The following is a 24,346-nucleotide window of genomic DNA, read 5'->3' as shown; positions in this document are numbered from 1 at the left end:
GCGTTGATCATGCGACCGGTCACGGGATCCTCCCCGCACCCGCGCCGCGGGTCACCGCCCGGTCGGCCTCCTGGGTGCTGTCGATCCGCCCGTGCAGGGTGGGCGTCCAGCCGACGTCGGCCGTCAGATCGCGCTCGCTGCCCGAGTTGTAGGCGTTGTGGATGGCGAGCAGGTCGACCGGGAAGCCGTTGAAGAGCGTGCCGCTCTGGTGCAGTGCGCTGCCGTTCCAGCTCTTGACCAGGTCGGCGACCTCCACATGGCCGGGCGCGTGGAAGGCGTTGTTCTCCGCGTACATCCTCGACTCGGTGGAGACGCCCAGCGAGTAGCGGTAGTCGTCGCCGGTGATGTCGTACCGGTTGTTGTAGACGTGGACCTGGCCGAAGCGGACGCGCGGGGCGCGCTGGACGACGGACTCGAAGGCGTTGTGGTGCAGGGTGACGCGGAGCTTGCCGCGGTCTCCGGTGGCGGTGTCGCCGTTGCCGATGAGCATCGCCTTGTCGTGGCCGGCGAAGCGGCTCCAGGAGACGGTGACGAGGTCGGAGCCGCCGGTGATGTCCAGCAGACCGTCGTGGCGCAGGTAGTTGCGGGCGAGGTAGGTGGGTTCCTTCGCGTCGGGGTGGCCCTTGTCGCTCAGGGTCACATGGTCCACCCACACATGGGTGGCTCCGGTGAGCCAGATGTTGTCGTAGGCCGTCTTCCAGTCGCCGAGGCCGCCGGTGTTGGGCTGCCAGACGGGGAAGCAGTCGTAGGCGTCGCGCACGTCGAGATTGCGGATGATCACGTTCTCGGCGTTCTTCACCTGAAGGCTCGCGCCCTTGAGGACCGCCGAGTCGCCGAGCCCGACGAGGGTGGTGTTCGAGCCGACGGGCAGCACGATCCGTTCGGCCTGCCGCGCGGCGGACGCCTGGCGGGCCTCCTCCTGGGGGCCGCTGGGCTTGGCGGAGCCCCAGGTGCGGGGGTCGTAGGCGGCGAGGTAATTCTTCAGGGCGTAGCCGCCGGTGGCGTAGTCGGCGCAGTCCAGCCGGTCGCCGTCGTCGTCGGTGTTGGCGTCGATCGTCCCGGCGATCTTGATGATCTTCGGGGTGGCGCTGCCGCCGTCGAGGGCGCGGACGAGTCCGGCCCGGTCGGTCACGGTGAAGACGTGGGCGTCGTCGGCGGCGGCACCTCCGGTGGTCCCGGTGCCCTCCGCCGCCCAGCCGTCGTTCGCCGGGAGGGTGTCGCGGCCGATGTCCCGGCCCTCGGCGTGCGCGGGCACGCAGAGCACGCCCAACAGGGAACAGGCGACGGTCAGCTGCCGGAGTCTCATCCCTTCACCGCCCCCGCGCTGAACCCGGTGATCAGCCACTTCTGGATGAAGGCGAACACGATCACCACCGGGACGGCCGCGATGATGCCGCCGGCGGCGAGCGCGCCCAGGTCGACGCTGTCGGCGCTCATCAGGGAGTTGAGGCCGACGGGGATCGTCTGCTTGTCCTGGTTGTTCAGGAACATCAGGGCGAACAGGAAGTGGTTCCAGGAGTGGACGAAGGCGAACGAGCCGACGGCGATCAGGCCGGGCCGCAGCAGCGGCAGCACCACGATCCGGAAGGCCGTCATGCGGTTGCAGCCGTCGACCCAGGCCGCCTCCTCCAGGGTGTAGGGCACGTTCTTGATGAAGTTGCTGATCAGGATCATCGACAGCGGCAGCTGGAAGACCGTCTCGGCGAGGATGACGCTGCCGAGCGAGTTGATCATCTGGAGTTCGGCGAAGATCTCGAAGAGCGGGACCAGCAGCAGCGCGCCCGGCACGAACTGGGAGCACAGCAGCGCCAGCATGAACGCCCGCTTGACCTTGAAGTCGAACCGGGCGAGGGCGTAGCCGCCGGCCAGCGCGACGAGCGTCGTCATGATCAGGGTGGCGACGCCGACGAGCACGCTGTTGGTGAAGTAGGTGCCGAAGCTGCGGTCCGTCCAGACCTTCTCGAAGTGGTCGAAGGTCATCGGCCAGGGCACGAGCGAGGTCGAGCCGGCCGGGCGCAGCGAGAACAGCAGGATCCAGTAGAAGGGGACGAGGGTGAAGAGCAGGTAGATGCCCAGCGGCAGGTAGATCTGCCAGCGGGGTGCCTCGTCCCAGGCGCGGTTGCGCTTGGCGGGGCGCGGCGGCTCGGGGGTTGCGCGCACGGGAGCGGGCGCCGTCTTGGTGGCTTCCTTGACGCTCACTTCTCGCCTCCGAACTTGCTCAGCCGCAGGTAGACCATCGAGCAGAAGAGCAGGATCACGAACGCCACCGTGGTCAGGGCCGACGCGTAGCCGAAGTTGTGGGCGTCGACGGATGTGTTGGCGATGTACAGCGGCAGCGTCGTCGTCTCGCCCGCGGGGCCGCCGCCGGTCAGGGTGTAGAGCAGGTCGACGTTGTTGAACTCCCACACCGCGCGCAGCAGCGTGGACAGGATGATGGCGTCCTTCAGGTGCGGCAGCGTGATGTGCCAGAACTGCTTGATGCGGCTCGCGCCGTCGACCTCGGCGGCCTCGTAGAGGTCCCTCGAGACGGACTGGAGGTCGGCGAGGATGAGGATCGCGAAGAAGGGCACCCCGCGCCACAGGTCGGCCACGACCGCCGCCGGGAACACGGTCGAGGTGTCCGACAGCCAGCTGGTGCCGTAGGAGCCGATGCCCATGTCGGCGAGGTAACGGGTGATGCCCGTCTGGGAGTTGTAGAGCAGTACCCAGATCGCGGAGGTCAGCACGCCGGAGACTGCCCACGGGGAGAACACCAGGGCACGTCCCAGGCCTCGCCCCACGAAGGTCTGGTTGACGATGAGGGCGAGCGCGAGGCCGAACAGCAGCTGGAGGCCGACCTCGACGACGACCCACTTGGCGCTGAAGACCAGCGTGTCCCAGAAGACGGGGTCCTTGGTGAAGGCGTGGACGAAGTTGTCGAAGCCCGCGTAGCCGTTGCGCCACGGCTTGGTCGGGTTGTAGTTCTGCAGGCTGTAGTAGAAGACGCTGATGACCGGGTAGGCGATGAACCCCAGCATCAGCAGGGCGGCCGGCGCGATCAGCAGGTACGGGAGCCTGCGCGGCGTGGCGGAGGCCCGGCGCCGCCGGGGTGGCGCGGGCGGTTTCGCCACGGCTGCGGCTTGGGCCATGACAGGATCTCCGATCTCGGTGCGGTCGTACGGGAAGCGCTTTCTCGATGTGCGGGAGTCCGCCTGGAATACGCAGGACGGGTTGCCTCTTGCTGTGGGCGTGGCGAGTGCGGATGCGTTGTGGCTCTTCGCGCAGTTCACCGCGCCCCTGGGGAAGACCGGTCAACCGGCGTAGGGATCCGGGGCCTTGCCTGGCCTTGCCAAGAACTCGAAGTCGCAGCCGGTGTCGGCCTGCGTGATCTGGTCGTTGTAGAGCGCGCCGTAGCCGCGCTCGTAGCGGGTGGGCGGCGGCGTCCATGCCGCCCTGCGCCGCTCCAGTTCCTCGTCGTCGACGTGGAGGTGGAGGGTGCGCGCCTCGACGTCGAGGGTGATGCTGTCGCCGGTCCGCACGAGGGCGAGCGGGCCGCCGATGTACGACTCCGGGGCCACGTGCAGCACACACGCGCCGTAACTCGTGCCGCTCATCCGGGCGTCGGAGATGCGGACCATGTCGCGCACTCCCTGCTTGAGCAGGTGGTCGGGGATCGGGAGCATGCCGTACTCGGGCATGCCGGGGCCGCCCTTGGGTCCGGAGTTGCGCAGCACCAGGACACTGTCCGCGGTGATCCCCGACTCCGGGTCGTTGATGGTGCGTTGCATGGTCTTGTAGTCGTCGAAGACGACCGCCGTGCCGGTGTGCTCGAGCAGGTGCCGCTCGGCGGCGATGTGCTTGATGACGGCGCCGTCCGGGCAGAGGTTGCCGCGCAGTACGGCGACTCCGCCCTCGGCGGCGACCGGGTTCTCGCGGGTGCGGATGACGTCGTCGTCGTGGACGACGGCGCCCTCGAGCTGTTCGCGCAGGGTCCCGTTGACGGTGGGCCGGTCCAGGTGCAGCAGGTCGGTGATCCGGGAGAGGAAGGCGGGCAGACCGCCGGCGAAGTGGAAGTCCTCCATGAGGTAGGTCCGGCCGCCGGGCCGGACGTTGGCGAGCACCGGCACGGTGCGGGCGATGCGGTCGAAGTCGTCGAGGGTGAGCTCGACCTGGCAGCGCCCCGCCATCGCGATCAGGTGGATGACGGCGTTGGTGGAGCCGCCGAGCCCGAGCACGGTGGTGACGGCGTCCTCGAAGGCCTCACGGGTGAGGATCACGGACGGCTTCAGCCCCGTCCAGGCCAGCTCGACGGCACGGCGCCCGGACGCGGCGGCCATCCGCTCGTGCCCGGAGTCGACGGCCGGGATGGAGGAGGCGCCAGGCAGCGTCATACCGAGGGCCTCGGCGGCGGCGGTCATCGTCGACGCGGTCCCCATGGTCATGCAGTGACCGGGTGAACGCGCCAGCCCGCCCTGCAGCTCCCGCAGTTCGCAGTCGGTCAGGTTGCCCGCGCGGTGCTCGTCCCAGTACTTCCACATGTCGGTGCCGGACCCGAGGGTCTCACCGCGCCAGTGGCCGGGCAGCATCGGCCCCGCGGGCACGAAGAGGGCGGGGACGTCGGCCGAGGCCGCGCCCATGAGCAGCGCGGGCGTCGACTTGTCGCAGCCGCCGAGCAGCACCGCCGCGTCGATGGGGTACGACCGCAGCAGCTCCTCCGTCTCCATCGCGAGGAGGTTGCGGTAGAGCATCGGGGTGGGCTTCTGGTACGTCTCGGAGAGCGTGGCGACCGGGAACTCCAGCGGGAAGCCGCCGGCCTGCCACACCCCCCGCTTGACCGCCTCGGCCCGCTCGCGCAGATGGACGTGGCAGGGGTTGATGTCGGACCAGGTGTTCAGGACGGCGATCACCGGGCGGCCCCGGTACTCCTCCGCCTCGTAACCGAGCTGGCGCATACGGGCGTTGTGGGACCAGGTGCGCAGCTGGCCCTCGGCGCCGTACCACTGATGGCTCCTGAGGTCCTCGGGGCGCAGTCTGCCGGTCATATCGACCACCCCGCGGCGATCGCGGCGACCTCGGCGCGCCGCTCCTCCGGGAGGGTGCGGCTCGGTGGGCGGACCTCGCGGCGGCACAGCCCGAGGGAGGCGAGGGCCTCCTTGACGACGGTGACGTTGTCGGCGGAGCCGTTGGCCGCGCGCAGCTCCTCGAAGCGGCGGATCTGCTCCCAGACCTTCATCGCGGCCGGGTAGTCGCCGGAGCGCAGCGCCTCGATCATGTTCAGGGAGACGGCCGGGGCGACGTTGACCAGCCCCGAGGTGAAGCCGGTGGCGCCGGCGGAGAAGTAGGAGGGGGCGTACGGCTCGGCGAGCCCGGCCACCCACACGAACCGCTCCAGGCCCGCGTCCCGGGCGAACGCGGCGAACCTGGCCGCGTCGGGAACGGCGTACTTCACCCCGATGACGTTCGGGCAGTGGTCGGCGAGTTCGGCGAGCCGGGCACCGGTGAGCTGCGCGTTGCGGATGTACGGCACGACGCCCAGCTCGGGCACGGCCTCGGCGATGGCGCGGTGGTAGTCGACCCAGCCGGCCTGCGAGACGTACGGGTGGACGGGCTGGTGGACCATCACCATGCCGGCGCCGAGCTCCCGGGCGTGCCGGGCGGAGGCGACGGCGGTCGGGACGTCGTGTCCGACGCCGACCAGGACGACGGCCCGCTCCCCGGCCTCGTCGATCGTCAGCTCCGTGACGAGCCGGCGCTCTTCGGGGGTGAGGGCGTAGAACTCGCCGGTGTTGCCGTTCGGGGTGAGGGTCGTGATGCCGCCGTCGAGCAGGCGGCGCAGCAGGGCCCGGTGGGTGTCCCGCGCGACGGAGCCGTCCTCGGCGAACGGGGTCACCGGGATCGCCACCACGTCGGCCAGGGCCGCCCGCTGCGTCTCGAACGCCACGCTGCTCATTCCTGACCTTCCTGTTCCAGTGCTGCCTCGGGGAAAGCGCGCTGCACGAAGGACGCGATGTGGGCGTGCAGGGCACGCGCCGCGCCGTCGGCGTCGCCGTCGAGGGCGAGCCGCAGGATCTCCCGGTGCTCGCCGGCCTCCCGCTCCCAGGAGGGGGAGGCGGCCCAGGCGACGGCGGAGACCAGGGCTGCCTGGTCGCGGACCTCGTCGAGCATCCGGCCGAGCAGCGGGTTGCCGCACGGCAGGTACAGGGCGCGGTGGAACTCCCGGTTGGCGAGGGAGCGTTCGGCGGTGTCGGTGGCGGCGTCGGCCCGGGTCAGCGCCTCGCGGGCGACGTCCAGGGAGGCCCCGCGCTGCACGGCCCGCCGCAGCGCCTCGGGCTCCAGCAGCAGCCGTACGTCGTAGACCTCGCGCGCCATGTCCGCGTCCACCAGGCGCACGGTGACGCCCTTGTACTGGCTCATCACTACCAGCCCGGTGCCGGCGAGGGTCTTGAGCGCCTCGCGCACCGGGGTCTTCGACACCCCGAACTGCGCGGCGAGCTCGGTCTCGACCAGCGCCTGCCCGGGCGTCAGCTGCCCGGTGAGGATGCGGTGTTTGATCCCCTCCAGCACGAACTGCGTGCGGGAGGGGATCGGCGTGGGCACAGAGGTCATGCGCGCCTCTCGGATCTCGCGTCTCGGTGGATCGCGTATCGGATCTCGCGTATCGCGTCTCATATATGACGTACGAAGTACGACGCGATGACGGTAGGAGGGCGCGTGGGCTTCGTCAATGCTTTCGACAGAGAAACAGCAATCGCTTTCTACGCCGGGGGCGCCCACTCCGGGTCCCGCCCGCTGAGCCCCACCGCCCGGGCCAGCAGGGATGCCTCCGGCCCGACGGTGACGACGGGTCCGAAAATGGCGCCGCGACCGGGGTCGTCGACGGACGCCGCGAGGAAGTCGTGGCAGACCCGGAGTGCGGCCGGGTCGGGGTCGTACCGCTGACCGGTGGCGCGGGCCAGGTCCCAGCCGTGGACGACCAGTTCGTCGGTGGCGACCAGGCCCGCGATCCCGCCGGGCAGGTCAACGCTCCCGGCGCGGGTCATGCCGGTCCACGCGGCAGGATCACGCCAGGCCTCGGCCATCTCGCCGAGCACCCTGGGCAGTTCCTCGCGCCAGCCGTGCCCGAGCTCGGGCACGGTGGAGTCCGGGCGGGTGTCGGTCGTGACACCCAGATCCTTGCGGCCTGCGTCGCGGAAGGCGACGGCGAGCCCGGCCAGGTGGGCCAGCACGTTGCGCACCGCGTACTCGGGACAGGGTGTCGGGTCCGCCAGCTGCTCGTCGGTGACGGCCTCGGCGAGGCGTGCCACCACCGCCGCCTGCGGTCCGAGGTCGAGGGCCGGGTTCGGGGTCGTGTCGGTCATCCGCTGCTCCTCCTGGTTTCGCTCTCGGGAGGTAGACCGACGGCGACCGCGGAACTCATCGCCCGGACACGCGTGTCCTAAGGCACCTTCCCGATCCCCGCGCACGGGCCTTAGAGCCACGATGACCAGGTATGACGACCAAGACGACCTGGCCCGTGGCGCGCGTCCTGCGCGACCGCGACGCCGGGCTGTACCTCTGCGGCGTGGTGGTCTCCGGTTTCGGCACCTCCGCCCTGTGGCTGGCGTCCGGCGTGTGGGTCAAGGACCTGACCGGCTCGGACGGCCTGGCCGCGCTGTGCCTGCTCGCCATGTGGCTGCCGACCCTGGCCGGGCCGCTGCTGGGCACCCTGGCCGACCGCGGACGCCGCAGACCGCTGCTGGTCGGCTTGAACGTGCTCCTGGGCGTCCTGCTGCCGGGCCTCGTGGGCGTCGACGCCCCGGGCGACCTGTGGCTGCTGTACGCGGTGCTGTTCGTGTACGGCGCGGCGGGCGTCGTCCACGACGCGGCCGAGTCGGCGCTCGTCGCGACCGCCGTGGAACCGTCCCTGCTGGGCGACTTCAACGGCCTGCGCATGACCGCCACCGAGGGCATGAAGCTCCTGGCCCCGCTGGCGGGCGCGGGCCTCTACGCGGCGCACGGCGGTGCGGGGGTCGCCCTCCTGGACGCGGCGACGTTCGTGCTGGCCGCGGGGCTGTACGCGCTGCTGCGGGTGAGGGAGGAGAAGCCCGCGCCGCCCGTCGGCAGCCGTCGGCGGCGGTCCGCCGAGGGCGTCCGGCACCTGTGGGCGGATCCCGTGCTGCGCCCCCTGGTCCTGGCGGGCGGCGCCACGATGCTGTGCGCCGGCCTGAACGGGGCGATGGTGTACGCCGTCGTCGACGGCCTCGGGCGCTCCCCCGCGTACACCGGCGTCCTCTACGCCGTGCAGGGCACCGGTTCGGTCGCGGTCGGTCTGCTCTCCGGCCCCGCCCTGCGTCACCTGGGGGCGCGGCGCTTCGCGGCCTCCGGCATCGTCCTGCTCGCGCTCGCGGTGGCGCTGCGGGCGGTGCCGTCCGACCCGGTGGCGCTGGTGTGCGGCGCGGCGATCGGCATGGGGCTGCCCGCGGTGCTGATCGCCACGCTCACGTCCGTGCAGCGCGAGACGCCCGGGGCGCTGCTGGGCCGGGTCACGGCCACCGCCCACACGCTGGTGTTCACTCCGAACGTGGTCGGGCTGGCCGCCGGAGCGGCCCTGGTCGAGCTGGTGGACCACCGGCTGGTGCTGGTGGCCCTGGGCGTGGCCCTGCTGGTGCCGGCGGCGGCGCTGTGCGCTCCCGGGACCGGAGCCGTCCCGCACCGGTGACGGCCGGCCCGTCGTCTCAGAGCCCGGCGAGGGCGGAGCGGACCGTCTCCAGGTCGTCGTCGGAGGCCAGCCCGGCGTGGTACAGCCGCAGTTCGGTGGCGCCGAGTTCGCGTGCCCCGGCGGCGTCGGCGGCGAGGGTGGCGGGGCTGCCACCCATCCCGGAGACCACGGTGAAGTTGGCGGCGACGACGGCGCCCTCGCGCTGCTGCCGCGCGAACGGCGTCAGCGTGCCGGTGCCGCCCGCGCAGGGCACGACCACACCGTCCGCGACGGTCAGGATGTGCGCCGGGTCGACTCCGGGGTTGGCGCCGACGTGGTACGAAACCGGGTCCGCGTGCAGCAGCACCTGGAAGCCGTCGGGCGCGGCCGCCCGGACCGCCGCGACGGCCTGCTCCTGGAGCGTGCGGGCGGTGTCGTCGCGGTACGCGCGCGTGGCGTGCGCGAGCGTCTCGCCGAGCAGCTTCTCGATGCCCGCCCAGCCGCCGTCGGACGGCGCCCCCTGCCACACCGGCTCCAGCGCGGTCCGTACGGTGGCCGCCAGCTCGTCGGCGTCCAGGCCGTGCCGGCCGTAGCCCTCCCGGCAGGACGGGCAGAAGCACAGCGCCATCAGGTACTGCCCGGCGTCCCCGAGGCCGACGCCGCCGGTCTTGTCGTGGGCGTGCAGATGCTGCAGGCCGTACCAGCCGAGGGACTCCAGCTCGGTGCCGCGCGCTCCGGGCCGGACGGCCGCCTCGGCCGCCAGGTCGGTCAGGTACGCGCGCGTGGCGGGCTGCGCGATGCACGGCGCCCAGGGATAGCGGTCGCCGTAGGCGTTGACGACCGAGGTGTCCGGGTGTTCGGCGCCCAAGCGGGAGTTGTGCGCGAGGACGACCCAGGTGTGCACCTCCAGACCGGCCTCGGTGAGCGCGCCGGCGGCCTCGCCGAAGGCGTCCCCGGGGGCCCAGCCGCCGGCCGCGTAGGGGCGCAGCTCGCGCCCGGCCCAGCGGTCGTCCGCCGGGTACAGCACCGCGGCGTGCTCGGCGGTGACGATGCGGTGGCGCGGGTGGCGGGGCGTGAGGGCGCGCGTGGAGTGGTAGGCGGCGGCGAGCGTCACCTGTGCCACGCCCAGCCCGGCGATGCGCGCTGGTGCCTCCGGGTCCCCGTTGACGTCCCAGGGGTAGACGAATGTCGACGCCTTCACTTGGCCTCCTCCAGCAGCGCGTAGCCCCGCTCGATCACTTCGGCGAGCTGCTTCACATGATCCCCGGCCGGTTCGTGCAGCGGGGGCCGCACCTCCCCGACGTCCAGGCCGCGCAGCCGTACGCCGGCCTTGACCAGGGCGACCGCGTAGCCGCGGCCCCGGTCGCGCAGTTCGACGAACGGGCGGTAGAAGCCGTCCAGCAGCTTCGCCACGGTGGCGTCGTCGCCGGTCCTGAGGGCCTGGTGGAAGGCGAGGGCGATCTCCGGCGCGAAGCAGAACACGGCGGACGAGTAGAGCGTGACCCCGAGGGCGCGGTAGGCGAGCTGGGTCTGCTCGGCGGTCGGCAGGCCGTTGAAGTAGAGGAAGTCGCCCGGGGCCTCGGTACGGACGGCGCTGACGACGCGCTGCATGAGGTCGAGGTCGCCGAGCCCGTCCTTGAGGCCGATGATCCCGTCCGTGCGGGCGAGGGCGACGACCGTCTCCGGGGTGAACACCGCGTTGTCGCGCTGGTAGACGATGACCGGCAGGGCGGTGGCGGCGGCCACCTCGCGGTAGTGCCGCAGCAGTCCCTCCTGCCCGGCGACGACGAGGTACGGCGGCATGGCGAGCAGTCCGTCCGCCCCGGCGGCCTCGGCGAGACGGGCGTAGCGCACGGCGAGCGCGGTGCCGTACCCGGCGCCCGCGACGACCGGCACGCGCCCGTCGGCCGCCTCGACGGCGGCCCGTACGCAGGCCTCGAACTCCTCGGGCGTCAGCGCGTGGAACTCGCCGGTGCCGCAGCAGGCGAACACCGCGGCGGCTCCGGCCTCCACCCCGCGCCGGACATGCGTGCGGTAGGTGTCGAGGTCCACGGAGCCATCGGGTCCGTAGGCGGTGACCGGGAAGAACAGCGGCCCGCTGGGGACGGTGAGTCGAGCGGCGAGAGGGGCTGACGTCACAAGCTCTCCCGGTTCCATATTCATGATTGGCGTCTATATCCCTGAACAACTCCACGCTAAGGCGCCGCCTTGGCGCCGGTCAAGCGCGCACACCCGCGACGCACCTGCGGATTCATCCCCTCCGCGGCATACTTGACGGGCTCCGCCCCGGATCCTTAGCGTGTCCACGCATATGAATGCCGTGCGCTCATGTGCACGCTGGTGATCAGCGCGCTTGCGATCGGCACGGTTGGCGATCAAGGAGACCCGAGGATGCCCGCTCCCCGCACCGTCCTGCTCACCGGCGCCGCCGGCGGCCTCGGCACCCTGATGCGGAACCTGCTCCCGGCCTACGGCTACGACCTGCGTCTGCTGGACCTGCGCCCGATCGAGGGCGAGCCCGACGCGATCGCCGCCGACCTGGCCGACCGGGACGCCGTACGCGAGGCGGTCCGGGGCGTCGACGCGATCATCCACCTCGCCGGCATCTCCCTGGAAGCCCCCTTCGAGAAGATCCTCAAGGCGAACATCGAGGGCACCTACCACCTGTACGAGGCCGCCCGCGAGGAGGGCGTCGGCCGGATCGTCTTCGCCTCCTCCAACCACGCGGTCGGCTACACCCCCCGCCCCCGGGGCGACGACCCCCTCATCCCGGTCGACACCCCGCGCCGCCCGGACACCTTCTACGGCCTGTCCAAGTGCTTCGGCGAGGACCTGGCGCAGCTCTACTGGGACCGGCACGGCCTGGAGACGGTCTCGGTGCGCATCGGCTCCTGCTTCCCCGAGCCGACCAGCGTGCGCATGCTCTCCGTGTGGATGAGCCCCGCCGACGGCGCCCGCCTCTTCCACGCGGCCCTGACCGCCGAGCAGGTCGGCCACACCGTCGTGCACGGCTCCTCCGCCAACACCCGGCTGTGGTGGGACCTCACCAGTGCCCGGGCGCTCGGCTACGAGCCGCAGGACGACTCCGAGCCGTTCGCCGAGAAGCTCATCGCCGAGCAGGGCGAACTGCAGGACGGCAACGAGGCGCACGCCTACCTCGGCGGCCAGTTCGTGACGGACCCGCCGATCTGGCCGTACTGACCGGAAACAGTCGTCACCAGGGCGGGCGGGCAGCAAACGGGCCCGCCCGCTCGGGCATTCGGGCACGGCCCGCATACGGCAGGGAAGCGTCCTCCGGGGCGCGGGGAACTGCGCGACCAGCCACAACGCGCCCGTAGACGGCCACGACCGCCCTGTGTCGTGGCGCGCATCCGCACGACCGAACGGGCACATCCGGGCAGGATCCCGCCCGCAGCAGACCTGGCCACCGCGGAGCACCCGCTGTAGAACTTCCCCCAAGGCCCGAGCGAGGGCCCGAACGGGCAGCACGGCAGGAAGGCGGGTGACGGCCATGAACAGGACCGCGGAAGAACGGCAGCGCGACATCGTGCTGGCCGCGCGGCGCGACGGTTCGGTCGACGTCACCACCCTCGCCGCCGAGCTGGGCGTGGCCAAGGAGACCGTACGGCGCGATCTGCGCGTCCTGGAGGACCACGGCCTGCTCCGCCGCACCCACGGCGGCGCCTACCCCGTGGAGAGCGCCGGCTTCGAGACGACGCTCGCCTTCCGGGCCACCAGCCACGTCCCCGAGAAGCGCCGGGTCGCGGCCGCCGCGGCCGAGCTGCTCGGCGACGCCGAGACCGTCTTCGTCGACGAGGGCTACACCCCGCAGCTCATCGCCGAGGCACTCCCCCGGGACCGGCCGCTGACCGTGGTCACCGCGTCCCTGCCGGTCGCGGGCGCCCTCGCCGAGGCCGAGCACACCTCCGTGCTGCTGCTCGGCGGCCGGGTGCGGCCCGGCACCCTCGCCACCGTCGACCACTGGACGACGAAGATGCTGGCCGGCTTCGTCGTCGACCTGGCGTTCATCGGTGCCAACGGCATCTCCCGCGAACACGGCCTCACCACCCCCGACCCGGCCGTCAGCGAGGTCAAGGCACAGGCGATCCGGGCCGCCCGGCGCGTGGTCTTCGCGGGCGTGCACACCAAGTTCGGAGCGGTCAGCTTCTGCCGGTTCGCCGACGTCGGCGCGCTGGAGACGATCGTGACGAGCACCCTGCTGCCGGCCGCCGAGGCCCACCGCTACTCACTGCTCGGACCCCAGGTCATCCGGGTCTGACACCACACCGACGTCCCCCACCGGGCGCAGCCACGCCCTGTGCTGCCCCTTATCTCCCCATACCTCCAGGAGCGATCCATGCGAACCCAGAGCCGACGACGGCCACCGCGAGCCCCGCTCGCCCTGGCCGCCGCAGGGACGCTGCTCGCCCCGCTGCTCTCCGGCTGCTGGGTCGGCGCGGGCGGGGCCGGATCCGGCGGCGACGCCATCAACGTCCTCATGGTCAACAACCCCCAGATGGTCGAGCTGCAGAAGCTGACGCGCGCCCACTTCACCAAGGAGACGGGCATCAAGGTCAACTTCACGGTCCTGCCCGAGAACGACGTCCGCGACAAGATCAGCCAGGACTTCGCCAACCAGGCCGGCCAGTACGACGTCGCCACCCTGTCCAACTACGAGATACCGATCTACGCCCGCAACGGCTGGCTGCGCCAGATGAACGGCTACGTCGCCAAGGACCCGGCCTACGACGAGCAGGACGTCCTGAAGCCGATGCGCCAGTCCCTCACCGCGGACGACGGCAAGCTCTACGGCCAGCCCTTCTACGGCGAGTCGTCGTTCCTGATGTACCGCAAGGACGTGTTCGACAAGAAGGGCCTGACGATGCCCGCGCACCCCACCTGGCAGCAGGTGGCGGACCTCGCGGCGAAGGCCGACGGCGCCGAACCCGGCATGAAGGGCATCTGCCTGCGCGGCCTGCCCGGCTGGGGCGAGGTGATGGCCCCGCTCACCACGGTCGTCAACACCTTCGGCGGCACCTGGTTCGACAAGGACTGGAAGGCACGACTCGACTCCCCCGCCTTCGAAAAGGCGACGAAGTTCTATGTCGATCTGGTGCGCGAGCACGGCGAGTCCGGCGCCGCCCAGGCCGGCTTCGCCGAGTGCCTCAACAACATGACTCAGGGCAAGGTCGCCATGTGGTACGACGCCACCTCCGCGGCCGGATCCCTGGAGGCGGCGAACTCCCCGGTGAAGGGCAAGGTGGGCTACGCCCCCGCACCCGTCGAGAAGACCGAGTCCTCCGGCTGGCTCTACACCTGGGCCTGGGGCATCCAGAAGGCCTCCCGCAACCCGGACAACGCCTGGAAGTTCGTCTCCTGGGCGTCCGGCAAGGGCTACGAGGAACTGGTCGGCGACCAGGTCGGCTGGTCGAACGTCCCGGCCGGCAAACGGGCGTCGACCTATGCCAACGCCGACTACCGCAAGGAGGCCGGGGCCTTCCAGGAGATGACCAAGGAGGCCATCGAGCAGGCCCGCCCGACCGATCCCGGCGTGCAGCCGCGGCCCGCGCCCGGCATCCAGTTCGTCGGCATCCCCGAGTTCACCGACCTCGGCACCAAGGTCTCCCAGGAGATCAGCGCGGCCATCGCCGGACGCCAGTCCGTCGAGTCGGCCCTGAAGAAGTCCCAGGCGCTCGCCGAGAAGATCTCCGAGGAATACGAGGGACGATGACCGCCACGACAACGGCCCCCGCGGCCTCCCCCGAGCTCCGCACGCCGGTCCGCCGGCCCTCCGCCCGGCTGCGCGCCTGGGCCACCCGGGCCCCGCTGCTGCCCGCCCTGATCTTCATGATCGTCGTCACCCAGCTGCCCTTCGTGGCCACGCTGGTGATCTCCTTCTTCGACTGGAACTCCCTCTATCCCGACGCCCGGCACTTCACCGGCGTCGACAACTACCAGGAGGTGCTCACCGACCCGGACCTGCGCCACTCGGTGTGGACGACCGTGCTGCTGACGGTCGCGGTGGTGCTGGCCAGCCTGGTCCTGGGACTGGTGCTCGCCCTGCTGCTGGACCGGAGGTTCCGGGGCCGGGGCATCGTCCGCACCCTGCTGATCGCACCGTTCCTGGTGGTGCCGGTCGCGGCGGCCCTGCTCTGGAAGCATGTGCTCTACAACCCCGAGTACGGCCTCTTCAACGGGCTGTTGCACTACGTGGGCGGCCCACAGCCCGACTGGATCTCCAACACTCCGCTGCTCGCGGTCGAGGCGTCCCTCGTCTGGCAGTGGACACCGTTCATGATGCTGATCCTGCTCGCCGGACTGCAGAGCCGCGACCACGAGCAGATCGAGGCGGCCCGGGTCGACGGCGCGAGCGACTGGCAGATCTTCGTCCATCTGACGCTCCCGCACCTGCGCCGCTACCTCGAACTGGGCGCCCTGCTGGGCTCGATCTACATCGTCCAGAACTTCGACGCGGTCTTCACGATCACGTCCGGGGGCCTGGGCACCGCCAACCTCCCCTACACCGTCTACCAGAGCTTCTACCAGGCCCACGAGAACGGCCTCGCCTCGGCCGCGGGCGTCCTGGTGGTCATCGGCTCGATCGTCATCGCGACCTTCGCCCTGCGCGTGGTGTCGTCCCTGTTCCGCGAGGAGGTGTCCCGCGCATGAGCACGACCGCACTGCGTGCCCGCCGCGTCCGTGGCAAGGGTGCGGGCCTGGGCCTGCTGGCCTGGCTGCTCGGCATCGCGTTCTTCCTGCCCATCGCGTGGATGGCACTGACGTCCCTCCACTCGGAGACGGACGCGGCGACCAACCCGCCGTCCTTCGCGGCGTCGCTCACGCTGGACGGCTACCGCGAGTTCTTCGGCGCGGGCGGCGGCGCGAGTCCTTGGCCGGCCCTGATCAACTCGACGGTCGCCTCTCTGGCGTCGACCCTGCTGGTCCTGCTGCTGGCCTTCCCGGCGGCGTACGCGCTGTCCATCAACCGCGTCCGCAAGTGGACGGACGTGCTGTTCTTCTTCCTCTCCACGAAGATGCTGCCGGCCGTGGCGGGCCTGCTGCCGATCTACCTGTTCGCCAAGAACGCCGGGATGCTCGACAACATCTGGCTGCTGGTCATCCTCTACACCTCCATGAACCTGCCGATCGCGGTGTGGATGATGCAGTCCTTCCTCGCCGAGATCCCGGTCGCGGTGATCGAGGCGGCCAAGGTGGACGGGGCCCGGCTGCCCACGATCCTCGGGCGCGTGGTCGCCCCGATCTCCCTCCCCGGTATCGCCGCCACCGCCCTGATCTGCTTCATCTTCAGCTGGAACGAGCTGCTGTTCGCCCGGGTGCTCACGGGTGTGGTGGCCGAGACCGCCCCCGTCTTCCTGACCGGCTTCATCACCAGCCAGGGCCTGTTCCTGGCGAAGGTGTGCGCCGCGTCGCTCGTGATCTCCCTGCCGGTGCTCGCCGCGGGGTTCGCCGCCCAGGACAAGCTGGTCCAGGGCCTGTCGTTGGGAGCCGTGAAATGAAGGCCGCCGTCATCGAGTCCGTGGGCAAGGCCGTCGTCGCCGAGGTCCCCGACCCGACGCCCGGCCCGCGCGAGGTCGTGGTCGAGGTCGCGGCCTGCGGCCTGTGCGGAACCGATCTCCACATCCTCCAGGGCGAGTTCGCCCCGAAACTGCCGATCGTGCCCGGGCACGAGTTCGCGGGCGAGGTCGTCGGGGTCGGCACCCGGGTCACGGAGGTGGCGGTGGGTGACCGGGTCGCCGTCGACCCGTCCCTGTATTGCTACGAGTGCCGCTACTGCCGTACGGGCCACAACAACCTCTGCGAACGCTGGGCGGCGATCGGCGTGACGACGGCCGGAGGCGCGGCGCGGTACGCCGTCGCCCCGGTGGCGAACTGCGTCAAGCTCCCCGAGCACGTCCGCACCGAGGACGCGGCGCTCGTGGAACCGCTGTCCTGCGCGGTCCGCGGCTACGACGTGCTCCAGTCCCGGCTCGGCGCGCACGTGCTGATCTACGGCTCCGGCACCATGGGCCTGATGATGCTGGAGCTGGCCAAGCGCACCGGCGCGGCGAGCGTGGACGTCGTCGACGTGAACCCGGCCCGCCTGGAGACCGCCCGCGGCCTCGGCGTCTCGGCGTCGGCCGCGAACCCCGACGAACTGGACCGTCCGCAGGGCTGGGACCTGGTCGTCGACGCCACGGGCAACGCGGCGGCGATCCAGGACGGTCTGGACCGGGTGGCGAAGGCGGGCACGTTCCTGCAGTTCGGCGTGGCCGACTACGCGACGCGCGTGACGATCGACCCGTACCGCATCTACAACCAGGAGATCACCATCACGGGCTCGATGGCGGTGCTGCACAGCTTCGAGCGTGCGGCGGAGCTGTTCGCGAACGGCGTCCTCGACCCGGAGGTCTTCATCAGCGACCGCATCCCGCTGGAGCGCTACCCCCAGGCGCTGGAGCAGTTCGCGGCGGGCGTCGGCCGCAAGATCGTGGTCGTGCCGTAGGGAAGGGACCACCGCGGGCGGGGGGGCGGGCGAAATTCGCTGGGGCGCCTGCTCCCCGCCTCGTACCCTCACGGCATGCCGAGACCTCATGGATTCACCTACGAGCAGCACACGGGCGGCACCGTCCGCATCAGCCACCACGGCCGCCCCGCCACCACCCTGAACGGCCCCCGCGCCGCGCAGTTCCTCGCCGAGGTCGAGACCTCCGACCCCCAGCTCGTCATGGCCCGCTGGACCGGCAACTACAAGCGCGGCAACGAGCGCACGGCCCGCGATCACCCCCGCAATCGCCGGTGACCCGATTGGCGTCAAGGTAAGGGAACGGCAAAACCGCTTCGCTCGTTCACCCGGCATGACAGCTATGACCCCCGGCTCGAACATCCCCCTGTCCGCCGCCCGCGTGACGGTGGACGTCGCCGCTCCGGTGCGGCTCGACGTATCGGGCCTGCTGCTCACCGCCGACGGCAAGGTGCGCTCCGACGACGACTTCATCTTCTACAACCAGCCGTCGGGCCCGGGCGTGACGTACCGCTCGGGCGGCGGCAGCGCGCCCGACGCGATCGTGGTCGACACGACGGCTCTCCCCCCTGGCATCGAGAAGATCGTCGTCACGGCGAGCCCGGACGCCGCGGGCCAGACCTTCCGCGGCATCGAGCCGACGGCCACGATCCGCAGCGCCGACGACAACTCCGTCCTGGCCTCCTTCACGCCCCCACAGCTCGGCGACGAGACGGCCCTGGTCATCGTGGAGGTCTACCAGCGAGGCGGGCAGTGGAAGGCCCGCGCCGTCGGCCAGGGATACGCCAACGGCCTGGCGGGCATCGCCACGGACTTCGGGGTCACGGTGGAGGAACCGGCCGCCGCCGCCCCGCCGCAGCCGGTGACCCCGCCGCCGGCCCCGATGCAGCCGCCCGCCCCGCCCGTCTCCACCCCCGCCGCGCCTCCGGCCGCCCCGGCCACGCCTCCCCCGCCCGCGCCCGGCACCGGGAAGATCAACCTCGACAAGGGCCGCGTCAGCCTCCAGAAGAACCAGACGGTCTCCCTGATGAAGGGCGGTCAGCCCCTGCTCTCCCAGGTCCGGATGGGACTCGGCTGGGAGCCGGCGTACCGCGGCAAGGACATCGACCTGGACGCCTCGGTCATCGCCTACGGGCCGCAGCGCAACCACGTCGACAGCTGCTACTTCGGCAAGCTCCAGATCGTCGGCGGCGCCATCCGGCACTCCGGCGACAACCTCACGGGCGAGGGCGGCGGGGACGACGAGACCATCATGGTCGACCTCGGCCGCCTCCCCCAGGAGGTCACGGGCCTGGTCTTCACGGTGAACTCCTTCTCCGGCCAGAAGTTCACCGAGGTCGCCAAGGCCTACTGCCGCCTCCTGGACGGCACGACCGGCGAGGAACTGGTCCGTTTCGACCTGACCGGCGCCGAGCCCCAGACCGGCGTCCTGATGGCCAAGCTCATCCGCCAGTTCTCCGGCGAGTGGGAGATGACGGCCATGGGCGACTTCGTGAAGTCCCGCACGGTGAGGGGCATGGTGAAGCCCGCGGCGCAGGCGCTGTAACCCGCCACCGGCCTCCGGGGACGCCCCCTCACCCAGGGGGCGTCCGGCTCACCGCGTCAGCGGCGCCCCGCGCCCAGCCCCTCCATCAGCAGCGTCAGGTACCGCCGGAGGTGCCGGTCCTCCCCGTCCGCCAGTTCCGACGCCGTCGCCATCCCGTGCGCCAGCCGCAGCACGTCGCCCGGCTCGACGTCCGCCCGCAGCGTGCCCTCCGCCTGCGCCGCGCGGACCAGCCGCCCCGCCGCGGCCCGGACCGAGTCGCCGCAGGCGGTGTTCACCAGGGAGCCGGAGTCCGTGACGGCCGGGCCCAGCAGCGCCTTCAGCCCTCGCATCCGGATCATCCCGGCGCCCAGTTCGTACAGCCACTCCCCCAGCGCCTCGCCCGGCGGCAGCTCCTCCGCCAGCACGCCGGCCCGGGCCGCGATCGCCTCGACACGCTCCAGATACGCGGCCTCCAGCAGCGCCTGCCGGGTCGGGAAATGCCGGTACAGCGTGCCGGAGCCGACCCCGGCACGCTTGGCGATGTCGTCGAGCGAGGCGCCCTCCCCGTGCTCGGCGAAGGCCTGCGCGGCGGCCGTCAGCAACCGCTCGTGGTTGCGCCGGGCATCCGCCCGCATGGGCCTGACCTGCGCCACGCGACCACTCCTCACGAACCGGGGATGTTCTCCGCACTCTACCGAGGCGGCGCACCGGCACCCGGCCCCTACATCTCATCGCCCCCGCCGCCAGGTCCCGCAGGAAGTGCCGTGCCCCGAACAGGAACACCACGATCAACGGGATGACACTCATCAGCGCCCCGGCCATCACCAGGGCGTAGTCCGCGTTGTAGAGGACGTTCAGGTTCGCCGGCGCCACCTGGAGCGTGACCTTCTCCGGGTCGATCATCACGACCAGGGGCCAGATGTAGTCGTTCCAGAGGCCGATGAACGTGAAGATGCCGAGGAAGGCCAGGGCCGGGCGGAAGAGTCGAGCGTCCGTGAACGTTCATGTGAGCGGTGCCGTCGAGTATCGGGTGGCCCGAAATCCGGGGTCAAGGGAACGGCGAGGCCGATCTGCCGGGACGGTCAGGCGGAGTCGCGCACCACGAGTTCGGGTGTCACCCACGCCTCCGCGCCCCGCAGCGGCTCCTCACCCGCGCGCAGCCGGGCCACCTGCTCCACGGCCAGCCGCCCCAGCTGCCGCTTGTCGATGTGCAGGGTGGTCAGGGCGGGTTCGACCAGCTCGCCCAGCGAGAGGCCGTCGAAGCCGAGCACGGCCACGTCGTCCGGAACGCTGCGGCCACTGCGACGGGCGGTGCGCATGGCCCCGACCGCGATCAGGTCGTTGAAGCCGAAGACCGCGGTGACCTCGGGCCGCTGGGCCAGCAGCCGTTCCATGCCGGCCTCGCCGCCCGCCACGCTGTGCTCGGGGCACATCACGATCCAGTCCTCGTCGACCGGCAGACCGAGCCGCCGTGTCTGCTCCAGGAAGGCCTGTCTGCGAGGGCCGGGGCCGTGCACACCGTCCAACATGCCGATCCTGCGGTGCCCGGCGTGGAACAGATGGTTCATGCCCCGCTCGACACCGGTGGCGGCGTCGATGCCCACGGCCGCGAACCGGGTCTGCTGCGGGCCGCGCTCCAGCAGCACCAGCGGCACGCCTCCGAGGTGCCGGGTGAGCACGTCGTCCGGGTCCTTGAAGTAGCCGACGACCGCGTCCGCCTGGTGGGAAAGAACGTCGAGCGCCTCCCGCTCCCTGGCCTCGTCGATCCGGGAGTCCCACACGACGACCTGCCAGCCGCGCTGCTCGGCGGCCTCCAGCACCCCGGCGGCCACCTCGGGGAAGAACGGGTTGCGCAGGTCCGGGATGACCAGACCGGCCGTCACCGCGCCCTTCTGCACGAGTCCGCGCGCGAACCGGCTGGGCCGGTAGTCCAGCAGCCGCGCCGCCTCCAGGACCCGCTCCTTGGTACCGGGGTCGATCTCACCCTTGTCGTTGACCGCCCGCGAGACCGTTTGGCGTGACACCCCGGCGAGCCGTGCGACGTCGTGGATCGTGGCCCGGCGCCGGGCACCGTCGGACCGCTCCGCACGCTGATTGTCCGTCCACACGTCCAGCACTGTATCCGCCCCCGAACCCCACCCGGCAGGGGAAGCCGGACGGGTGCCCTCCGCATCCCACCGCCCAGCCGCCGCGACGCGGCCGCACTCGCACTCGCACCCGCCTACGGCGAGAAGGGGCCGTGTCGGGGGGTGTCCGCCCACAGCGGCTGGCGCGTCAACGGAGGGGTTGGTCGATGTCCGACCCCATCGCGCCGTTCCGAGGACGGACACCCCCCGGCGCGGCCCTGACCCACACCCCGCGGTCAGCCGAAGCAAACGCGGTCGCAGCCGGCCCGACACCCCGGCCCGGCATCCACCGCCCCGTCAGTCGCCGAGTTCCGTGAACAGGGTCAGCTGAAGCGCCCCCGGCGCTTCGAGGCGGGAGTTCAGGGAGTTCCAGGGAGTGCGAGTCGGCTCGGCCACGACCTCGGCCCCCGCGGCGGCCAGCTTCGCCGTCGCGGCGACGGAGTCGTCCACCTGGAAGGCGACCCGGATGTGCCCGGCCACCCGCCGCCCCACCTCGACGTCGTCGATGAACGCGGCGTGGTTCGGGTCGGTCAGCTCCAGGGTGGCCCGCCCGGCGTCGAGGATCGTGACCCGCCCGTCCTCCGAGGCGAACGCGCCCTGCTCGGTCAGGCCGAGCACGTCCCGGTAGAAGTGCAGCGCGGCGTCGTAGTCCTCGGCGGTCACGACCAGACGGAGTTCACGGACGGCTGGCTCATCGGACATGGCGGCTCCTCCAGGACGTAGGTCGACGGGGACAACCCGACGGCCCGCCGCATGATTCCCCACGCACCGGCGGCCCGCCCGCATGATTCCCCACGCACCGGCGGCCCGCCCGGATGATTCCCCGCGCACCCGGCGGCTCGCCGGATGACCCCCCAGACACCCGGCGACCCGCCCGTCAGAACAGCGCGCTGTACGCGTTCAGCGCGGGCTGCCCTCCCAGGTGGGCGTAGAGCACCGTGGCGTCGCGGCCGATCTCGCCCCTCGACACCAGGTCGATCATCCCGGCCATGGACTTGCCCTCGTAGACGGGGTCCGTGATCATTCCCTCCGTCCGGGCGGCGAGCCGCATCGCCGCGAGCGTCGTCTCGTCGGGGACGCCGTAGACACCCGCGTGGTACCGCTCGTCGAGTTCGACGTCGGACTCGGTCAACTCGCGCTTCACCCCGATGAGCTGCCGCGTGCGGTCGGCGATACGGGCGATCTGCCCGCGGGTCGCGGCCGGCTTCGCCGAGGCATCGATGCCGAGCACGCGCCGGGCACGCCCACCCGCCTCCTCCAGCGCGGCGAACCCGGCGACCATGCCGGCCTGGGTCGACCCGGTCACCGAGCACACCACGACGGTGTCGAAGAAGACGCCCAGCTCCCGCTCCTGCTCGACGACCTCGTACGCCCACCCGGCGAAGCCGAGTCCGCCGAGCGGATGGTCGGAGGCCCCGGCCGGGATGGCGTACGGCTTCCCGCCGCCCTCCTCGACCTCCCTGAGCACCCGCTCCCAGCTCTCCTTGAAGCCGATGCCGAACCCCGCCTTCACCAGCCGCACATCGGCCCCGGCGAGCCGGCTGATCAGGATGTTGCCGACCCGAGCCACACACAGGACCGGACACAGAAGCGCACACAGAACCGTGGCCCGCACTCCCCACGCGGTGCGGGCCACGGCCTGTCGCCCCTCAGGCCACCCAGGGCCAGTCGGCGTCCCGGGAGGCCTCGATCAGCGGAACCATCCGGAAAGCGGCGTCCGAGAGCCCCCCGAACGTGTGCCGGTTACCCGTGCCCGACGGGCCGTGGCCCGCCCGGTACCCGGCGAGGTTCCAGGTGTAGACCGGCACGTCGGCCGGGATCTGCTCGGTCGGGTCGCCCCGGTGGTGGTGCGTGTACTGCTCGTCGGTGACGATCAGCACCCGGTCGTGCTTCTTGTAGTGCCGGCGCACCGCCTCCGTGGTGTCGGTGCCGCCCAGGTCGCCGAACCGTTCGAGGATCTTGAGCACCGACTCGCCCCGGCGGAACGTCACGCGATCGCTCGTCGAGCCGAACTCGACCAGGTCCGCGCGCTCCGCCCGCAGCGCGAGCGCCGTGCCGAAGATCGCCGCCGCGTCGGCGCGGGTGAGCTCCGAGCGGTCGGACAGCCGGGACCAGAACATCGAGCCCGAGCGGTCCACGAGCACCAGCGTCCGGCCGGGCAGCGCCGGCACGTTGGCCAGCGAGTGGCCGAGGGCCCGCTCCAGCGCGTACGACCAGCGCAGCGAGGGCGCGTGCTGGTAGGCGGCGAGGTACCGGAAGGGGAACTGGCGCGAGCGGGCGACTTCGTCCGGGTCGCCGATCCGCGCGGCGACCCGCTCGGCCACCTCGTCCGAGATCCCGGCCTCGTCGAAGTTCCGCAGGTTGCGCACGAGCGCCATGGTCCCCATGGAGGGGATCACGACCTCCCAGGCCGCCTTGTCCATCGGCCCCTGGAGCCAGCCCGCCAGCGCCTCCCACGTCATCCCGGCGCCGGCCAGCCGCTCGGCACCGCCCTCGGCGGTCACGACCGCACGCCGGTCCTCCACGGGCAGCGCCATCAGCTCGCGGTGCGCGTTGAGCACGCGGTCGGACGCGGGCGGCACGGCGGTGTCCGGGTGGTGCCGGCGGTCGAGGGCGTAGCGGAACAGCTCGCCCTGCCACGGCTTGTCCGGGTCCGGGGCCGCGTGCACGAGGTTGAGGATGTCGCCGAAGCGGTAGCCCTTGGAGGCGGTGTCGTACTTCAGCAGCGCCTTGCCGTGGTACAGGCGGCGCACGGCATCCGCGACACCGCGCTTGACCGGCTTCGGCACGTTGCGGCCGTACATCGCGGTCCAGTACGCGAGCAGTTCGCCGGGCTCGTCGGGCCGCTGGAGGACGGAGGCGACGACCTGCCGGTTGGACGGGCCGTCGGTCGCGCCCGCATCCAGGCGGGCCTTCACGTACTCGGCGGCGCCGACGACGGAGGCCGTGCGCAGATTGCCCGCGCCGCGCAGCCAGCCGAGCAGGCCGGCCGTCCACTCCGGGTCGGTGACGGCGAGTTCGCGCACGAGCTTCGCGAAGCGGTCGTCGCGGTCGGCGCCGGTCTCGTAGAAGGTCTGCTGGGAGACGAAGTTGGAGACGGAGAGCAGGAAAAGTTCGGAGCGGGCGTCCCGCTCGCGGCCCCGGCCGCCCTCATAGGTGCGCAGCACACGCCCGGTGGACGTCACGCGCGAGACGGGACGCGCGCGGGCTGCCTTGGAGTTGAATCGCGCCATGGTGAATTCCCCCGAATTCATTCGCATTTCGGGGGAGACGCTGCATGCGGAAAAGAGGTGGGTGCCCGAGGACAGAAGTCGGCGACGGACTAATTCAGATGCTCTACCCATTGAGCTACAGCGACCCGAAGTCGCTGACGGGACTCGAACCCGCAACCCTCCGATCCCAGGAAGTAACCGTTGCCTTCGCACCGGGCACCCACCACATGCTGCGCCTCCCGAGATCAAGTCGGCGGCGGCGTCGGATTCTTTGGAAGAGAAGTAGCCGCTGCCATCGCACCGGGA

The 24,346-nt window shown here is 71.6% G+C and carries 22 protein-coding genes and 1 pseudogene; 9 read left to right on the top strand and 14 right to left on the bottom strand.

Annotated features, from left to right (window positions below; genetic code table 11):
• Positions 1-19 precede the first annotated feature (19 nt).
• From BJ965_RS29815 to BJ965_RS29785, 7 genes are all read right to left on the bottom strand, one after another.
• A complete protein-coding gene (locus BJ965_RS29815) occupies positions 20-1,306 on the bottom strand; it encodes a pectate lyase family protein (protein WP_184912843.1) in 1,287 nt (428 codons plus the stop codon).
• Complete coding sequence (locus BJ965_RS29810; protein WP_184912841.1) at positions 1,303-2,199, bottom strand: carbohydrate ABC transporter permease; 897 nt, start codon at positions 2,197-2,199, stop codon at positions 1,303-1,305. Before BJ965_RS29810 ends, BJ965_RS29815 begins: the two co-directional genes overlap by 4 nt.
• Complete coding sequence (locus BJ965_RS29805) at positions 2,196-3,128, bottom strand: carbohydrate ABC transporter permease (protein ID WP_184912839.1); 933 nt, start codon at positions 3,126-3,128, stop codon at positions 2,196-2,198. The genes BJ965_RS29810 and BJ965_RS29805 overlap by 4 nt, the downstream gene beginning before the upstream one ends.
• A gap of 162 nt (positions 3,129-3,290) precedes the next feature.
• Complete coding sequence (gene araD / locus BJ965_RS29800) at positions 3,291-5,021, bottom strand: L-arabinonate dehydratase (RefSeq protein ID WP_184912837.1); 1,731 nt, start codon at positions 5,019-5,021, stop codon at positions 3,291-3,293.
• Positions 5,018-5,929, bottom strand: a complete 912-nt coding sequence (locus BJ965_RS29795; RefSeq protein ID WP_184912836.1) for a dihydrodipicolinate synthase family protein — start codon at positions 5,927-5,929, stop codon at positions 5,018-5,020. The genes araD and BJ965_RS29795 overlap by 4 nt, the downstream gene beginning before the upstream one ends.
• A complete protein-coding gene (locus tag BJ965_RS29790) occupies positions 5,926-6,585 on the bottom strand; it encodes a GntR family transcriptional regulator (RefSeq protein WP_142164686.1) in 660 nt (219 codons plus the stop codon). Before BJ965_RS29790 ends, BJ965_RS29795 begins: the two co-directional genes overlap by 4 nt.
• 149 nt (positions 6,586-6,734) lie before the next feature.
• On the bottom strand, positions 6,735-7,337 hold the full coding sequence (locus BJ965_RS29785; RefSeq protein ID WP_184912833.1) for a TIGR03086 family metal-binding protein: 603 nt from the start codon (positions 7,335-7,337) through the stop codon (positions 6,735-6,737).
• 131 nt (positions 7,338-7,468) lie between these two features.
• Between BJ965_RS29785 and BJ965_RS29780 the strand changes: the two genes are divergently transcribed.
• Positions 7,469-8,677 (top strand): MFS transporter, encoded by a 1,209-nt coding sequence (locus BJ965_RS29780; protein WP_184912832.1) that lies wholly within the window; start codon positions 7,469-7,471, stop codon positions 8,675-8,677.
• Between the two features lie 16 nt (positions 8,678-8,693).
• Here the strand turns inward: BJ965_RS29780 and BJ965_RS29775 are convergent, their stop codons facing one another.
• Together BJ965_RS29775 and BJ965_RS29770 are read right to left on the bottom strand one after the other, a co-directional pair.
• Entirely contained in the window at positions 8,694-9,857 is a 1,164-nt protein-coding gene (locus BJ965_RS29775) for a hypothetical protein (protein WP_184912829.1), read from the bottom strand.
• Entirely contained in the window at positions 9,854-10,813 is a 960-nt protein-coding gene (locus BJ965_RS29770; protein WP_184917676.1) for a 5-dehydro-4-deoxyglucarate dehydratase, read from the bottom strand. Before BJ965_RS29770 ends, BJ965_RS29775 begins: the two co-directional genes overlap by 4 nt.
• Before the next feature lie 234 nt (positions 10,814-11,047).
• Between BJ965_RS29770 and BJ965_RS29765 the strand changes: the two genes are divergently transcribed.
• The 8 genes from BJ965_RS29765 to BJ965_RS29730 all read left to right on the top strand — a co-directional run bounded on the left by BJ965_RS29765 (position 11,048) and on the right by BJ965_RS29730 (position 18,723).
• Positions 11,048-11,857: an NAD-dependent epimerase/dehydratase family protein gene (locus BJ965_RS29765; RefSeq protein ID WP_184912827.1), complete on the top strand. Its 810-nt coding sequence runs from the start codon at positions 11,048-11,050 to the stop codon at positions 11,855-11,857.
• Between the two features lie 310 nt (positions 11,858-12,167).
• Positions 12,168-12,935: a DeoR/GlpR family DNA-binding transcription regulator gene (locus BJ965_RS29760; RefSeq protein WP_184912825.1), complete on the top strand. Its 768-nt coding sequence runs from the start codon at positions 12,168-12,170 to the stop codon at positions 12,933-12,935.
• 78 nt (positions 12,936-13,013) lie between these two features.
• A complete protein-coding gene (locus tag BJ965_RS29755; RefSeq protein WP_184912823.1) occupies positions 13,014-14,387 on the top strand; it encodes an ABC transporter substrate-binding protein in 1,374 nt (457 codons plus the stop codon).
• Positions 14,384-15,325, top strand: coding sequence for a carbohydrate ABC transporter permease (locus BJ965_RS29750; protein WP_184912820.1), 942 nt, complete (start codon positions 14,384-14,386; stop codon positions 15,323-15,325). The genes BJ965_RS29755 and BJ965_RS29750 overlap by 4 nt, the downstream gene beginning before the upstream one ends.
• Positions 15,322-16,173, top strand: coding sequence for a carbohydrate ABC transporter permease (locus BJ965_RS29745; protein WP_184912817.1), 852 nt, complete (start codon positions 15,322-15,324; stop codon positions 16,171-16,173). Before BJ965_RS29750 ends, BJ965_RS29745 begins: the two co-directional genes overlap by 4 nt.
• Positions 16,170-17,159 (top strand): zinc-dependent alcohol dehydrogenase family protein, encoded by a 990-nt coding sequence (locus BJ965_RS29740; RefSeq protein ID WP_184912815.1) that lies wholly within the window; start codon positions 16,170-16,172, stop codon positions 17,157-17,159. Before BJ965_RS29745 ends, BJ965_RS29740 begins: the two co-directional genes overlap by 4 nt.
• Positions 17,160-17,234: 75 nt before the next feature.
• Positions 17,235-17,456: a hypothetical protein gene (locus tag BJ965_RS29735; protein WP_184912813.1), complete on the top strand. Its 222-nt coding sequence runs from the start codon at positions 17,235-17,237 to the stop codon at positions 17,454-17,456.
• A gap of 64 nt (positions 17,457-17,520) precedes the next feature.
• A complete protein-coding gene (locus BJ965_RS29730; protein WP_184917673.1) occupies positions 17,521-18,723 on the top strand; it encodes a TerD family protein in 1,203 nt (400 codons plus the stop codon).
• A 56-nt stretch (positions 18,724-18,779) separates the two neighbouring features.
• Here BJ965_RS29730 and BJ965_RS29725 read toward each other — a convergent pair whose 3' ends face one another.
• The 5 genes and pseudogenes from BJ965_RS29725 to BJ965_RS29705 all read right to left on the bottom strand — a co-directional run bounded on the left by BJ965_RS29725 (position 18,780) and on the right by BJ965_RS29705 (position 24,061).
• Positions 18,780-19,355, bottom strand: coding sequence for a TetR/AcrR family transcriptional regulator (locus BJ965_RS29725; protein WP_184912812.1), 576 nt, complete (start codon positions 19,353-19,355; stop codon positions 18,780-18,782).
• 429 nt (positions 19,356-19,784) lie between these two features.
• Positions 19,785-20,810, bottom strand: a complete 1,026-nt coding sequence (locus tag BJ965_RS29720; protein WP_184912810.1) for a LacI family DNA-binding transcriptional regulator — start codon at positions 20,808-20,810, stop codon at positions 19,785-19,787.
• 315 nt (positions 20,811-21,125) lie between these two features.
• On the bottom strand, positions 21,126-21,530 hold the full coding sequence (locus BJ965_RS29715; RefSeq protein ID WP_184912807.1) for a VOC family protein: 405 nt from the start codon (positions 21,528-21,530) through the stop codon (positions 21,126-21,128).
• Between the two features lie 175 nt (positions 21,531-21,705).
• Positions 21,706-22,452, bottom strand: a pseudogene (locus BJ965_RS29710) (pyridoxal-phosphate dependent enzyme); the annotation flags it as partial.
• A 25-nt stretch (positions 22,453-22,477) separates the two neighbouring features.
• A complete protein-coding gene (locus BJ965_RS29705) occupies positions 22,478-24,061 on the bottom strand; it encodes a TROVE domain-containing protein (RefSeq protein WP_184912805.1) in 1,584 nt (527 codons plus the stop codon).
• Between the last annotated feature and the right edge of the window lie 285 nt (positions 24,062-24,346).

This window comes from Streptomyces luteogriseus, from assembly GCF_014205055.1.
Lineage (GTDB): Bacteria > Actinomycetota > Actinomycetes > Streptomycetales > Streptomycetaceae > Streptomyces > Streptomyces luteogriseus.
This window is presented reverse-complemented; position numbering and strand designations above follow the sequence as displayed.